We start from the raw sequence: 13,456 nt of genomic DNA, 5'->3' as shown, positions 1-13,456 counted from the left end.
ATTTACCGCATATTTTAATTGTAGTTGTAAAATATACTCGTCTAAATTATGGTGGAGATGCTGGGCTTCGCTGCATTCAGCGTAAAACTGCAGTGTATTTTTATGTTACACATGTTTCATATACGGTAAATAGCATGTTATTTGGCATACCCCTGTTTTTTAGTGAGCTGTGAGACTGTGTAAGGTCTTTGCGTAAAGTCTTTATTTGTTGTTGCATTCCCTTTTTCAGCCGAAAGGAAAACCATGCCAGATTCCCTGCATATCGTCTGCCCGCATTGCGATGCAGTCAACCGCGTTCCGGCGGCCAAACTCAACGCGCAACCCACCTGCGGCAAGTGCCAGAAATTGTTGTTCGTAGCACAGCCGCTGGAGCTTGATAGCGCCCGTTTTGCACGGCACATCACGCGCAACCAGATTCCGGTGCTGGTCGATTTCTGGGCCCCGTGGTGCGGCCCGTGCCGCATGATGGCGCCAGCCTACGCGCAGGCGGCGCAACTTTTGGAGCCAGCCATCCGGGTCGTCAAGCTCGATACCGAACAAGCGCAGGAATTGGCCGCGCAATACGTTATCCGCAGCATTCCGACCCTGGCGCTGTTCAAGAACGGGATCGAAGTGGCGCGGCAAGCCGGTGCGATGGACGCTGCCGGTATCGTGGCGTGGACGCAGGCGCGTGCATAACTAGTCTGACTGTTTTCGCTATGGTGCGACGCATCGGCTCCGGTCGATAGCGTCGTTTTTTTGCTTGACAATCGTATGCCGAGACCTATACTACCATCCATACAGATGGCATATGGATGCCATACGGAGTTAAATAGAGAGTATAGGAGGATATATGAGCGTGCATGAAATTCGTCCCAAGCTCAGTGATAGCGAAAAAATCACCATCAATCTGGGATTAATCGATCTGGGGCAAATCGATTTGTTGGTACAGGAAGGCTTTTATTCCAATCGTACCGATCTGATCCGCACCGCCATTCGCAATCAATTGAGCACCCATGCAGATGTAGTCAAGCAAACGGTGGCGCGCAAGAGTCTGGTGCTGGGGTTGCAACATTATTCCCGCGCAGATCTTGAGGCCGTGCAAGCCGCCGGACAGCGCCTGCAAATTCAAGTGTTGGGTTTGGCCAGTATCGGCACCGATGTATCGCCAGAACTCGCGCTGGCGACGATTGATTCCATAGTGGTGTTGGGAGCATTGCATGCGAGTCCGGCGGTCAAAACAGCGCTAGCCGGACGTATTCATTAAGTTGACCAGGTTCAAAAAATTAACCCTTGTTGCCAATGGCACACCGCCCGGTGACTACTGAGAGGATCAAACACCATGAAACTCAATGAAAAAATGTTCGCGAAAATGCGTGAAGCCACGCAAAAACTGCTGGCCGGCGGGCCGGCGGCAGCGACTGCGGCAATTCAGCAGGCGCTGCAAAAAGGCGTCAACCCGGAGCATGCCGCGGCGTATTCTGCCTGGACCGCGCCCCAATCGCGCCCGATGCACGATATCAACCCCTTGCCGGAAAAAGACAGGATGCATGCCGCCAAGGTGGCTGATGAAGTTGCGGCCCCGCTGGCGAATGATTTTGTGTCCGGCTTATTGGCAAAGCTGGGCATTCAAACCGGCCTCGAAGGTGGACAATTTGTCCGGCCAGAATTTGTTCCACCCGAATTTTCGACGTCATCTTTTATTCCTCAGCCGCAGCATGAAGCGGAAATTGATGCCAGCAGCGCGGGCCAGTTTATTGCCGGTTCCTATTCCAACCAGGCCGGCAGCCGCAGTTATAAATTGTATATCCCGAGCAGTTACCACGGCCAGGCGCTGCCATTGATGGTGATGCTGCATGGCTGCACCCAAAGTCCGGATGACTTTGCCGCCGGCACCCGGATGAACGCGATCGCGGAAGAAAAGCAATGCTTCGTCGTCTATCCGGCGCAAACCCAATCAGCGAACAGCTCCAAGTGCTGGAACTGGTTCAATGCCATCGATCAGCAGCGCGACCAAGGCGAGCCGTCGATCATCGCCGGCATCACGCGCCAGATTATCAGCACCCACAATATCGACGCGAACCAGGTCTATATCGCGGGCATGTCGGCCGGCGGCGCGATGGCCGTCATCATGGGCAAACTCTATCCCGATCTGTATACGGCGGTCGGCGTCCATTCCGGTTTGCCCTACGCGGCCGCGCATGACTTGCCGTCTGCGCTGGCTGCAATGAAAGGCGGCGTGGCAGGGAGGTCTGCGCTTAATAAATCGGCTGGACCAGTTTCCGGCGCCACAGCACAGCAGAATGCGATTCCGATCATCGTATTTCACGGGGACCGGGACACCACGGTGCATCCGCGCAACGGTGAAAAGGTGATGGCGCAAAGCCAAGTTGTTCGTCATCAAGGAGCGGCTTCTGCAGCAACGTCGAGCACACCCGAGCCAAGCGTGTTGCGCGGCAAAATTCCAAACGGCCACGCCTACACCCAGACCACGCATCAAAATGCCGAAGGGCAGATCGTGGCCGAGCATTGGGTGATCCATGGTGCGGCACATGCGTGGGCCGGCGGCAGCAAGCGCGGCAGTTATACCGACGCCAAAGGTCCGGATGCAAGCCAGGAAATGATGCGGTTTTTCACTACGCATACAAAGAAGCAGTAATAAGGATGCAGTAACAAAGATGCAGTAACCACGCCAGGAGCGCCGATCAGACACTCGGCGCTCCCCGCTTGATGACTGAACCTTATTGAAACGCCACTTCGGCAAAGCTGCGCAGTTTGCGACTGTGCAGCTTGTCCACACCTTGCTTGCGTAATAACTCCAACGCGCGGATGCCGATGCGCAAATGTTGGTCGATCCGATCGCGATAGAACTGGTTGGCCATGCCGGGCAGCTTGATTTCGCCATGCAGCGGTTTGTCGGAAACGCACAGCAAGGTGCCGTAGGGCACGCGGAAACGAAAACCGTTGCCAGCAATGGTAGCGCTTTCCATATCCAGCGCAATCGCGCGGCTCTGGCTGAAGCGGCGCTCGGGCGTGCGCTGCGGCAGCAGCTCCCAGTTGCGGTTGTCGGTGCTGGCCACGGTGCCGGTGCGCATCACCCGTTTCAGGTCGTAACCGGTGAGCTGGGTGATTTCAGCCACCGCGGCTTCGATTGCCACCTGCACTTCTGCCAGCGGCGGAATCGGTACCCACAGCGGCAAATCTTCATCCAGCACGTGATCTTCGCGCACATAGCCGTGGGCCAGTACATAGTCGCCCAGCTGCTGGGTGTTGCGCAGGCCGGCGCAGTGGCCGAGCATCAGCCAGGCATGCGGACGCAATACGGCGATATGGTCGGTGATGGTTTTGGCATTGGCCGGCCCAACCCCGATGTTGACCATCGTGATGCCGCTGCCGTCGGCGCGCACCAGGTGAAAGCCCGGCATTTGCGGCAGACGCGGTGGCGCAGCGCCCAGTTCATCCCCCAGTTGTACGCTTTGCCCCACTCTTCGCGTGATCACATTGCCCGGCTCGACAAAGGCGATGTAAGTGTCGTCGTCCGCCGGGGCTTGAGAGTCGGGAGCACGGTTCATGATCTCGTGCGCCAGCCGCACGAATTCGTCAATGTAGAACTGGTAGTTGGTAAACAGCACGAATTTCTGGAAACATTCGGGCGCGGTGCCGGTGTAGTGGCGCAGCCGCTGCAGCGAATAGTCCACCCGAGGGGCAGTGAACAACGACAACGGTCTAGCCTCTCCAAGTGGCGCTTCGTAAGTGCCGTTGGCAATGCCATCGTCCATCGCGGCCAGATCGGGCAGGTCGAACAGGTCGCGCATCGCCAAGCGCCGCTCTGCGCTCAAGCTGCCTTCAATGTGGTCGTGCTCGGCAAGCGAGAAATGCACTGGGATCGGCTGCGCGCTGGTGCCCACTTCCAGTTGCACCTGCTGGTTGCGGCCGTGGTTCTTCAACAGTAGGCGAAATTGTTCCAGATAGTAGTTCGAGAACAGATCCGGTCGCGTGAGCGTGGTCTCGAAAGTGCCTGCGCCCGCGACAAAGCCGTAAGACAGGCGCGAATCGGCCCGCGCCACGGTATCGGTATGGACCCGCACAAAGGGATAACAGGCGCGCACATGCTCTGAAGGATTTTCGCCGCTGACGAAGCGCTGCAGGGATTCGCGCAGGTGGCAGATGCTGCGTTCATAAATGGCATGCACCTGGTCCAGTGCAGCGGCAGGATCGTCAAAGTGGGCGGGAGCGATGAAATGGGGGGTTAGCAAGATGCAACTCCTAAAATTCCGGGCATGGAGGGGGCTGAATGGTGGGTCAGGGGTATTGTAAGAGTGAGTTCATGTTTATAAGTATTGACCCAACGCAAATAGCTGGGCATTTAAAACACTGGTTTGCGACGTGGCAATTATAATTCTGCCCGTGTATTTAGGCCTCAAAAGCAAGCCATCGCTGTTCCTGACGGAGCAGGTTTGCGTGCTGCTGGTCCGGCTCTACCGATTACCAACTTCAGGAAAAACTTCATGCAAACTGCACCCCAGACTCCGGTTACCGAAACCAAAATCATTATGTCCGATCCGACCGCACTTGGCGTATTTGGCTTGGCAATGGTCACTTTCGTGGCGGCTTCTTCAAAAATGGGCTGGACCAGCGGCACCGTGTATCTGATCCCGTGGGCTCTGTTTCTCGGTTCGATCGCACAGGTATGGGCTTCCAGCATCGACTTTAAAAAGAATAATTATTTCGGCGCGATTGTGCTCGGCGCCTATGGCTTGTTCTGGATCGCGGTCGCGATGCACTGGGCAATCAGTCTGGGCTGGCTGGGTGCGGTCGGCGACAAGGCAGACCCAAGGCAACTCGGGGTGGCGTGTATCGGCTATTTCATTTTCTCGCTGTTCATCATGGTTGCTGCATTCGAAGCGAACAAGGTATTTGCCGCGATTCTGGTGATGATTAATATCCTGCTGCCATCGCTGGCATTGAGCATATTCGGCATCAACGCACATTTCTTCGGCATACTTGCCGCCTATTCCGAACTGGCGATTTCATTGCTCGGCTTTTACTGCGCAGGGGCGGTATTCCTGAACAGTTATTTTGGCCGCACGCTACTGCCGCTCGGCAAACCGTTTGGCTTTATCCGCAAGGGTCCGCTAGTACGCCCGGCCAAGGATCTGCAGGTGATCCCGCTCGGAACTGCATCGAAAAAATAAGCGCTGGTTGATCGACGACCGTATCATCAGCCGTCACCAGCAATAACCGTAACCTATTTCTAAGAAAGACATTCATCATGCTGCCAACCAAATCTGCTAGTCCGTACAGCGTCGGCCTGGAAAAGACACCCGCCAACTTTGCCGCGCTTTCGCCGCTAAGCTTTCTAGCGAAAGCGGCCGCTGTCTACCCCGAGCGGATCGCACTGATTCATGGTGAGCGGCGCATTAGCTGGGCCGAAACGTATACCCGTTGCCGCCGTCTGGCCAGTGCGTTGCAGCGGCGTGGCGTAGTCGCCGGCGATACGGTGGCGGTAATGGCACCCAATATTCCGGCAACTTACGAAGCCAGTTTCGGGGTGCCGATGATCGGCGCAGTGCTCAATACGCTCAATATCCGGCTTGATGCCGAAGCAATTGCATTCCAGTTAGGGCACAGCGAAGCGAAAGTCTTGCTCACCGACCGCGAATTCAGCGGCACGATTGCGCATGCGCTCGCGCTGATGGAGAATCCACCGCTGGTGATTGACATCGACGATGCGCTGTATCAGGGCGGCGCGCTGCTGGGGCAGATCGAATACGAAGCATTGCTGCTGGAAGGCGAGCCCGATTTTGCCTGGCAGCTGCCGGCTGACGAGTGGGATGCGATCACGCTGAACTACACGTCTGGCACCACCGGCAATCCAAAAGGCGTGGTGTACCACCATCGCGGGGCCTACCTGAACGCGGTTTCGAACATCGTTTCCTGGGGCATGCCGCAACATGCGGTCTACCTGTGGACGCTGCCCATGTTCCACTGCAACGGCTGGTGCTTCCCATGGACCATGGCGGCTAATGCCGGCACCAATGTCTGCCTGCGTCGGGTCGATTCCGTGCTGATTTTTGATGCGATCCGCACCCATCGCGTCACCCACATGTGCGCCGCGCCGATCGTCTACAACATGATGATCAATATCCCGCCGGCGCAAGGCGAAGGCATTACGCACCAGGTCAGCGGCTTCATCGCCGGCTCGGCGCCGCCAGCTTCCACCATTGAAGGGATGGAACGTCTCGGCTTCGACATTACCCATGTCTACGGATTGACCGAAACCTACGGTCCGGCCTCGGTCTGTGCCAAGCATGAAAGCTGGGCTGAACTGCCATTGTCCGAGCGCGCCCGCTTGAATGCCCGCCAAGGAGTTGCCACACCGATGCAGGAAGCGATGACGGTACTCGATCCGATCACGATGGAGCCAGTGCCGAACGATGGCCAGACCATCGGCGAAATCATGTTCCGCGGCAACATCACGATGAAGGGTTACCTGAAAAATCCGGCTGCCACTGAAGAGGCGTTTGCCGGCGGCTGGTTTCATACCGGTGACTTGGCGGTGGTCGATCCTGACGGTTATGTCCGCATCAAGGACCGCTCGAAGGACGTGATCATCTCCGGCGGCGAGAACATCTCGTCAATCGAAGTCGAGGACGTGCTGTACCGGCATCCGGCAGTGGAAGTGGCAGCGGTAGTGGCCAAGGCAGACCCGAAATGGGGCGAGGTGGCGTGTGCTTTCATTCAGCTCAAGCCAGACGCCAGCGCAACGGAAGACGATATTCGCAATTTCTGCCGCGAACATCTGGCCCATTTCAAGGTGCCGAAATCCGTAGTGTTTGGCACGATTCCAAAGACATCGACCGGCAAGCTGCAAAAATTCCGCCTGCGCGAGCAAATTAAGGAACAAATAGCCTTAGCCGACGCACTGGCAGAAGCACAGGCATAAGCTAATAGCGAGAAGCGTGGGTGGCTGCTGAAGGCTGTCCCCGTTTTTTGCGCCGGATTAGACGGCAAAAACCAATAATCGAAAGTTAGCAGAGGAGGAACGCAGATGAACATCTTGGGCGGCTACGACATCGAGGATTTCTCGATCGGCATGAACGCGACATTTTCCAAAACCATTACCGAGGCGGACATTGTTTTGTTTGCCGGCGTTTCCGGCGACAACAATGCGCTTCATATTAACCAGGAATATGCGGAAACCACGCCATTCGGGGGCCGGATTGCGCACGGGATGCTGTCGGCCAGCGTCATTTCGGCGGCGGTCGCCAACAAGCTCCCCGGCCCCGGAGCAATCTACATGAGCCAAAGCTTGCAATTTCGCGCCCCGGTCAGGCCCGGCGACACCGTGCATGCGACGGTGACCGTCAAGGAAATCATCCTGGAGAAAAAGCGCGTGGTGCTGGAAACCACCTGCACCGTCAAAGGTCAAGTCGTGATCGACGGCGAGGCGCTGGTCAAGGTCGGATCAAGCCTGGCGGCAGCGCTGCGGGAGTCTGCAGCAGCAATTGAAAAAAGCAAGATAACGACTGAATGCGCCTGAATGCGCCTGAACGAGCAGCGCCAGGTGGCGCTGCCAAATATTATGCAGGCCATCGTTGCGATCAACAAAGATCCTGAAGCGCCGATTCTCGATTGCCGACTACGGCATCGTGGGCGATCTGTTTGACATGGTGCCGCAACGGATGACAGAACTTGGCTAAAAACTGGATTAGGCAGGTTTGTCCAATAAAGTAGATTGAACTTTGCAAGCTACGCAAGTCCAGCATGGAAAGTGCTGGGTTCCGTGGCTTGTATCTCTGGAGAATAAAAGATGAGTTATACAGCCCCCCTGAAAGACATGTTGTTCGTCATGAATGAACTGGCAGGCATGCATGCAGTGAACGCCTTGCCAGGTTGCGAAGACGCGACTCCGGACATGGTGGAAGCCGTGCTGGAAGAAAATGCAAAATTTTGCGGCAACGTAGTCGCGCCGCTGAACTGGCCGAGCGACAAGGAGCCAAGCACTTGGCACGACGGTATTGTGACGACCGCCAAAGGCTTCAAGGAAGCATTCAAATCCTTTGCCGAAGCTGGCTGGCAGGGCGTGCAGCATCCGGCCGAGTTCGGTGGTCAGGGCTTGCCCAAGCTGGTCGCGACGCCATGTATCGAAATGCTCAATTCGGCCAGCGTCTCGTTCGCGCTGGTTGCGCTGCTATCGGATGGCGCGATCGAGGCGTTGCTGATCGCCGGCAGCGAAGAGCAAAAAGCCACTTACCTTGAGCCGCTCATTTCCGGCAAGTGGACCGGCACCATGAACCTGACCGAGCCGCAAGCCGGCTCCGACCTGGCTGCAGTGCGCACACGCGCAGTGCCGCAGGACGATGGCACTTACAAAGTATTCGGCACCAAGATTTTCATCACCTACGGTGAGCACGACATGGCTGAGAACATCATCCATCTGGTGCTGGCGCGTACTCCGGATGCGCCAGCGGGCGTGAAGGGTATTTCGCTATTCATCGTGCCGAAGTTCCTGGTCAATTCCGACGGTTCGCTTGGTGCGCGCAACGATGCGCATTGCGTCTCAATCGAACACAAGCTCGGTATCAAAGGTAGCCCGACCGCAGTATTGCAATTTGGCGACAATGACGGCGCGATTGGCACCTTGGTCGGCGAAGAAAATCGCGGTCTGGAATACATGTTCATCATGATGAACGCAGCCCGTTTTGGCGTTGGCTTGCAAGGCATCGGTTTGGCTGAACGTTCCTACCAACAAGCGGTAGCGTTTGCGAAGGATCGGCAGCAATCGCGTGACCTGACCGGTTCAGCCGGCCCGGTAGCTATCATTCACCATCCGGATGTACGCCGCATGTTGATGTCGATGCGCGCACACACCGAAGCGGCGCGTGCGCTAGCTTATGTTGGCGCTGGTATTAGCGACATTGCTCACCACCATCCAGACGCTGCGACCCGCGCCGCAAATCTGGCGGTGTATGAATATTTGGTGCCGATCATCAAGGGCTGGTCCACCGAAATGTCGCAAGACGTAACGCGCGATGGCGTGCAAGTGCATGGCGGCATGGGCTTTATCGAAGAAACCGGCGCTGCCCAGCATTACCGCGATTCCAAGATCCTGACCATTTATGAAGGCACGACGGCGATTCAGGCCAACGATCTGATCGGCCGCAAGACTGTGCGTGACGGCGGTGCGACAGCGCGGGGCATCATCGCCCGGGTACGTGCGACCGAAGCGCACCTGGCCGAATTGGGTGAAGGCCCACGTGGAGCTGATTTCAAGGCAATTTTGCGTCAGTTGTCCGCAGGCAGCATTGCGCTGGAAGCCGTGGTGGACTACGTTGCCGCCAACATGAAGACGGACATCAAGGCGGTTTTTTCAGGCAGCGTGCTGTATCTGAAGCTGGCGGGGATTGTCCTGGGCGGCTGGCAGATGGCGCGGGCGGCAGTGATTGCACAGCAAAAACTGGACGCTGGTACAGGCGATGCCCAGTTCTACCAAGCGAAAATCGGCACTGCGCGTTTCTTTGCGGATCACATCTTGTCGCAAGCTCCCGGGCTGCGCACCGCGATCATCGATGGCAGCGCAGGCGTGTTGGCGTTGACCGAAGACCAGTTCTAAAGTTTATAAAGAAGTAAGTTCTTGCGCACTCTTAAATAGTGCGGACCTGATGAAAAAGCCGAGCGTTTGCTCGGCTTTTTCATTCATGCTCCAGGCAAACAGCCGAGCAGACGCTCGGTGCTCCCAGTATTTCGCGTAAGTCCGGTCTACTTGAAATTGCTCTTTTCTCCAGTCTTGATGTTGAGTGCATAGCGGATTCCATTTTCAGTAAGCAATATTTCGTCCGGCGGTTCATCACCGGCCAGTATGCCGTAGGTGACTGGTAAACCTTCGCCCTTGCGCACCAATGCGTCCGCGCGTTCATACACATTCGGGCAGCCGGTTTCGGCGATCAGGGATTGCACGATGGGTATCTTCCAGGCATCCACGCCAGCGGCCTGAAACTGGCACACCAGATAACCTTGCTGGCCGCCAAACCAGTCAACTACCAGCCCGGGCAAACCGTCGTCTTCGCCCAGAATGAGGTGAATCATATGACTCGGTGCCGCTTTTTTACCATTGGCGGCGACGTTGCGTGCGGCGATGGCTGTCTTGACGCGGCGCTTGATCAGCGCATGGTCGATCGCCTCGTTTTCATCGAAGCTCCAGATGCGGGCGCGAATCTGCGACTTCGGGCTCCAGGCGGCGCGCGCTAGAAATTGCCCGGAAGAGGATCGCACCAGCGCCGTCGCGCCCGATTTCATTTTTTCTTCGGGTTTGCCATCGACGCGCTCAACCGCTGACGCATAAATCCACGGCTGGCGATTTTCCAGCAGGCTCTTTTCTTTGCCTTGTTTGATGGTGATGATTAGCATGGGATTCCAGAATTAATAAATTTAAATAATCTACGTTGGGGCACGGCATGCCGTGCCCCTACTTGATCAGAGTCACCGGGACTTCAACCAAATGGATGACCTTGGCAGCGACCGAACCGACCATCACGTTGGCCACCGGACTCAGTCCGCGGGTGCCCATGATGATTGCGTCGCACTGGGTTTCGTGTACGTGCCGCGCAATTTGGTGGGCGGATGAGCCTGCGCCTGCGCACCAGCGGAGCTGGTATGGCACGCCTTCGTCGTCGAGGATCTGTTTGGCTGGTTGCAGAACGCGGTTGCTCTCGTCGGTTTGCATATGCTCGATTTCGTGCAAGGATAGCGACGCATGCAATTTTAGCGGCACAGCATCCTGCACATACAGCAACTCCAGTTGCACATCGGAGCGCCTGGTCGCTACAGAGGCGGCATAGCGCACCGCCCGTAATGCATTGTCCGAGCCGTCGCAGGGTATCAATATTTTTCGCATGCTGGTTTCTTTCAGAAAGTGTTGGTCGGTGGTATTCGATGCTGCGGTTGCACGCAGCACCGCGCCGCATCAGATGCGCCAAGGCTACTGACGCGCCCCAATATTCGTTTGATCCAGCGCAAATCGGTCCAGACACTGGCAACCGATTCATTCTGGAAACTGTGGTTTTTCCACGAAAGACACAAAATACATCAATACCTTGTATCGATACAGTGATTCATGCATCGGATAGTGAGATTGCGCCGCACGTTCTGGAAATGTTCGTGCTTTCTGTGGACAAAGTTGTTATTCCGTTCCTGCCGGCCAGCACTGGCGCTTGCGCGTCAGAGTAGGCTTCGCCGTCATTCTTTTCGATTCGAGCGCAGCTCCACCATGCCATTGAGCAACTCGATCGGCAGCGGGAACACGATGGTCGATGACTTGTCGCCGGCGATGTTCGCCAGCGTTTGCATATAGCGCAATTGCATGGCTCCGGACTGCTGCGCCAGCACCTGGGCCGCCTGCATCAATTTTTCAGATGCCTGCAACTCGCCCTCGGCGTGGATTACTTTGGCACGCCGTTCGCGCTCGGCTTCAGCTTGCCTGGCGATGGCCCGTACCATCGTTTCGTCGAGATCGACATGCTTGATTTCGACGTTGGCTACCTTGATGCCCCAGGCGTCGGTTTGCGCATCGAGCACTTGCTGAATATCGATATTCAGACGTTCTCGTTCGGCCAGCATGTCGTCGAGTTCGTGCTTGCCCAGTACCGAGCGCAGGGTGGTTTGGGCCAGCTGGCTGGTCGCTTCCAGAAAGTTTTCGACCTGAATGATGGCTTTCTCGGGATCGATCACGCGGAAGTAGAGCACCGCGTTGACTTTCACTGAGACGTTATCGCGCGAAATCACGTCCTGTTTCGGCACGTCGAGCACGACAGTGCGCAGGTCGACGCGCACCATCTGCTGGATCACCGGGATCAGGATTATCAATCCCGGCCCTTTTACGGCCCAGAATCGGCCCAGTTGGAACACCACGCCGCGCTCGTATTCGCGCATCACGCGAATCGAAGCAGCGAGCAGCGCAAGAACCAGAATGGCGAGGCCGACGAATCCGAATTCGAAAAACATGGTTATTCTCCTTTTTCGTTATTGCCGGTAGGGACGACCTCCAGCACCAATCCATTGCGGGCCACGACCCGCACCTTCTGCGCCGGTTGCAGCGGCGAATCGCTGACCACGCGCCAGGTTTCGCCGCGCAATTGCGCCCAGCCTTCGTGCTGGGTCGCTTCCACCACTTCGGCGACGCTGCCGATCATATCGCCAGAGCCGCCCACTACCGTGCGCCGGCGCGTTTTCAACACGATGCCGACCATGGCTGCAAGCAGCAGCGCGCTGACTACCGCAATGGTGGCGATCAGTGCGAGCGGGATGCCATAGCCGGGCAGTTCGGTGTCGATCAGGATCAGTGCTCCGGCCACGAATGCGGCAATGCCGCCCAGTCCGAGCGCGCCGAAACTCGGCAGGAATGCTTCGGCCACCATGAACGCCATGCCGAGCAGGATCAGCGCCAGTCCTGCATAGTTGACCGGCAAGAGTTGCAATGCATACAGCGCAAGCAGCAGGCAGATGGCGCCAACCACGCCAGGAAAGGCGAGGCCGGGATTGGTGAATTCAAAGATGATCCCGTAAATTCCAATGGTCATCAGCAGCAGCGCGATGCTGGGGTTGGTGATGACGGCGAGCAAATTCGCGCGCCAGTCGGGCTGGCTATCATTGATAAGCGCGCCCCTGGTTTGCAGCAGCTTGTCTTGCCCAGCTACATTCACCTTCTTGCCGTCAAGCTGTTTAGCCAGTGCGGGAAGGTCGGCGGCGACGATATCGATGACGCGCAACTCCAATGCCTCTTGCGCCGACAGGCTCACCGCTTCGCGCACCGCGCGCTCGGCCCACTCGGCATTGCGGCCCCGCATTTGCGCCAGCCCACGGATATACGCAGCGGCGTCGTTGACTTGTTTGCGCTCCATTGGCGATATGTTTGGATTGTCTGTGGCGTCGGCGTCGGCGTCGGTGTCAGCCGGTTTCTTGCCAGGCACGGGCTTTTCAGGTTTCGGTTCCATCGGATTGCCGCCGATCTGCACCGGTGTCGCCGCGCCCAGATTCGTGCCCGGCGCCATGGCCGCGATATGGCTGGCATACAGGATGTAAGTCCCGGCGCTGGCCGCCCGCGCGCCGCTCGGTGCGACATAACTGGCGACCGGCACCGGCGACGTCAGGATCGCCTTGATGATGGCGCGCATTGCGGTATCGAGCCCGCCCGGCGTATCCATCTGCAGTATCACGAGCTGGCTGCCGTCCTTGGCGGCGCGCGCGATGCCGCGCACCACATAGTCGGCACTGGCCGGGCCGATTGCGCCATCGATCGTCAGCAGCGTTATCGGCGCGGAAGCGGCAGTGGCCAGCAAGGAACATGTGGCCAACAGTAACGCGATCAATGCATGCAGGAGGCTATTGAGGCTATTCGCGGTCGCCATGACCCATGTTCGGCGCAACGCAGTGCCGGCGTCAAAGGCAACAACCTGCCTCTGTGGAAACATGGTTTGCT

General features: G+C 57.2%; 12 protein-coding genes and 1 pseudogene. 8 read left to right on the top strand and 5 right to left on the bottom strand.

All coding sequences use genetic code 11. The annotated features are described in order from the left end of the window. Nucleotides 1-243: 243 nt before the first annotated feature. The 3 genes from trxC (at nt 244) to FKCLFG_RS08915 (ending at nt 2,638) form a co-directional block, all read left to right on the top strand. Nucleotides 244-678 (top strand): thioredoxin TrxC, encoded by a 435-nt coding sequence (gene trxC, locus FKCLFG_RS08925; protein ID WP_472612740.1) that lies wholly within the window; start codon nt 244-246, stop codon nt 676-678. Nucleotides 679-832: 154 nt separating this feature from the next. Next, nucleotides 833-1,246: a CopG family transcriptional regulator gene (locus FKCLFG_RS08920; protein WP_472612739.1), complete on the top strand. Its 414-nt coding sequence runs from the start codon at nt 833-835 to the stop codon at nt 1,244-1,246. Between the two features lie 75 nt (nt 1,247-1,321). After that, nucleotides 1,322-2,638, top strand: a complete 1,317-nt coding sequence (locus FKCLFG_RS08915; RefSeq protein WP_472612738.1) for an extracellular catalytic domain type 1 short-chain-length polyhydroxyalkanoate depolymerase — start codon at nt 1,322-1,324, stop codon at nt 2,636-2,638. Nucleotides 2,639-2,720: 82 nt separating this feature from the next. Here FKCLFG_RS08915 and FKCLFG_RS08910 read toward each other — a convergent pair whose 3' ends face one another. Continuing rightward, nucleotides 2,721-4,238 (bottom strand): AMP nucleosidase, encoded by a 1,518-nt coding sequence (locus FKCLFG_RS08910; RefSeq protein ID WP_472615828.1) that lies wholly within the window; start codon nt 4,236-4,238, stop codon nt 2,721-2,723. Nucleotides 4,239-4,487: 249 nt separating this feature from the next. On the opposite strand from FKCLFG_RS08910, the gene FKCLFG_RS08905 reads away from it, so the two are divergent. The 5 genes and pseudogenes from FKCLFG_RS08905 to FKCLFG_RS08885 all read left to right on the top strand — a co-directional run bounded on the left by FKCLFG_RS08905 (nt 4,488) and on the right by FKCLFG_RS08885 (nt 9,595). Next, on the top strand, nt 4,488-5,174 hold the full coding sequence (locus FKCLFG_RS08905) for an acetate uptake transporter (protein ID WP_472612737.1): 687 nt from the start codon (nt 4,488-4,490) through the stop codon (nt 5,172-5,174). 77 nt (nt 5,175-5,251) lie between these two features. Further along, complete coding sequence (locus tag FKCLFG_RS08900; protein WP_472612736.1) at nt 5,252-6,925, top strand: acyl-CoA synthetase; 1,674 nt, start codon at nt 5,252-5,254, stop codon at nt 6,923-6,925. Nucleotides 6,926-7,030: 105 nt separating this feature from the next. Beyond that, on the top strand, nt 7,031-7,522 hold the full coding sequence (locus tag FKCLFG_RS08895; protein ID WP_472612735.1) for a MaoC family dehydratase: 492 nt from the start codon (nt 7,031-7,033) through the stop codon (nt 7,520-7,522). A 45-nt stretch (nt 7,523-7,567) separates the two neighbouring features. Then, a pseudogene (locus tag FKCLFG_RS08890) lies at nt 7,568-7,682 on the top strand (electron transfer flavoprotein subunit alpha/FixB family protein); the annotation flags it as partial. A 110-nt stretch (nt 7,683-7,792) separates the two neighbouring features. Beyond that, the gene (locus FKCLFG_RS08885; RefSeq protein ID WP_472612734.1) at nt 7,793-9,595 is read left to right on the top strand and encodes an acyl-CoA dehydrogenase; all 1,803 of its coding nucleotides are present in this window, start codon (nt 7,793-7,795) and stop codon (nt 9,593-9,595) included. 146 nt (nt 9,596-9,741) lie between these two features. On the opposite strand, the gene FKCLFG_RS08880 is transcribed toward FKCLFG_RS08885, so the two are convergent. The 4 genes from FKCLFG_RS08880 to FKCLFG_RS08865 form a co-directional block, all read right to left on the bottom strand. Continuing rightward, on the bottom strand, nt 9,742-10,389 hold the full coding sequence (locus FKCLFG_RS08880; RefSeq protein ID WP_472612733.1) for an SAM-dependent methyltransferase: 648 nt from the start codon (nt 10,387-10,389) through the stop codon (nt 9,742-9,744). A gap of 58 nt (nt 10,390-10,447) precedes the next feature. Next, the gene (locus tag FKCLFG_RS08875) at nt 10,448-10,876 is read right to left on the bottom strand and encodes a universal stress protein (protein WP_472612732.1); all 429 of its coding nucleotides are present in this window, start codon (nt 10,874-10,876) and stop codon (nt 10,448-10,450) included. A gap of 341 nt (nt 10,877-11,217) precedes the next feature. Continuing rightward, nucleotides 11,218-11,982, bottom strand: coding sequence for a slipin family protein (locus FKCLFG_RS08870; protein ID WP_472612731.1), 765 nt, complete (start codon nt 11,980-11,982; stop codon nt 11,218-11,220). Nucleotides 11,983-11,984: 2 nt separating this feature from the next. Next, on the bottom strand, nt 11,985-13,448 hold the full coding sequence (locus tag FKCLFG_RS08865) for an NfeD family protein (RefSeq protein WP_472612730.1): 1,464 nt from the start codon (nt 13,446-13,448) through the stop codon (nt 11,985-11,987). Nucleotides 13,449-13,456: the final 8 nt, after the last annotated feature.

This window comes from Gelidimonas denitrificans (assembly GCF_055694065.1).
Note: the sequence above shows the minus strand (reverse complement) of the source record. Positions and strands in the feature narration are given on the sequence as shown.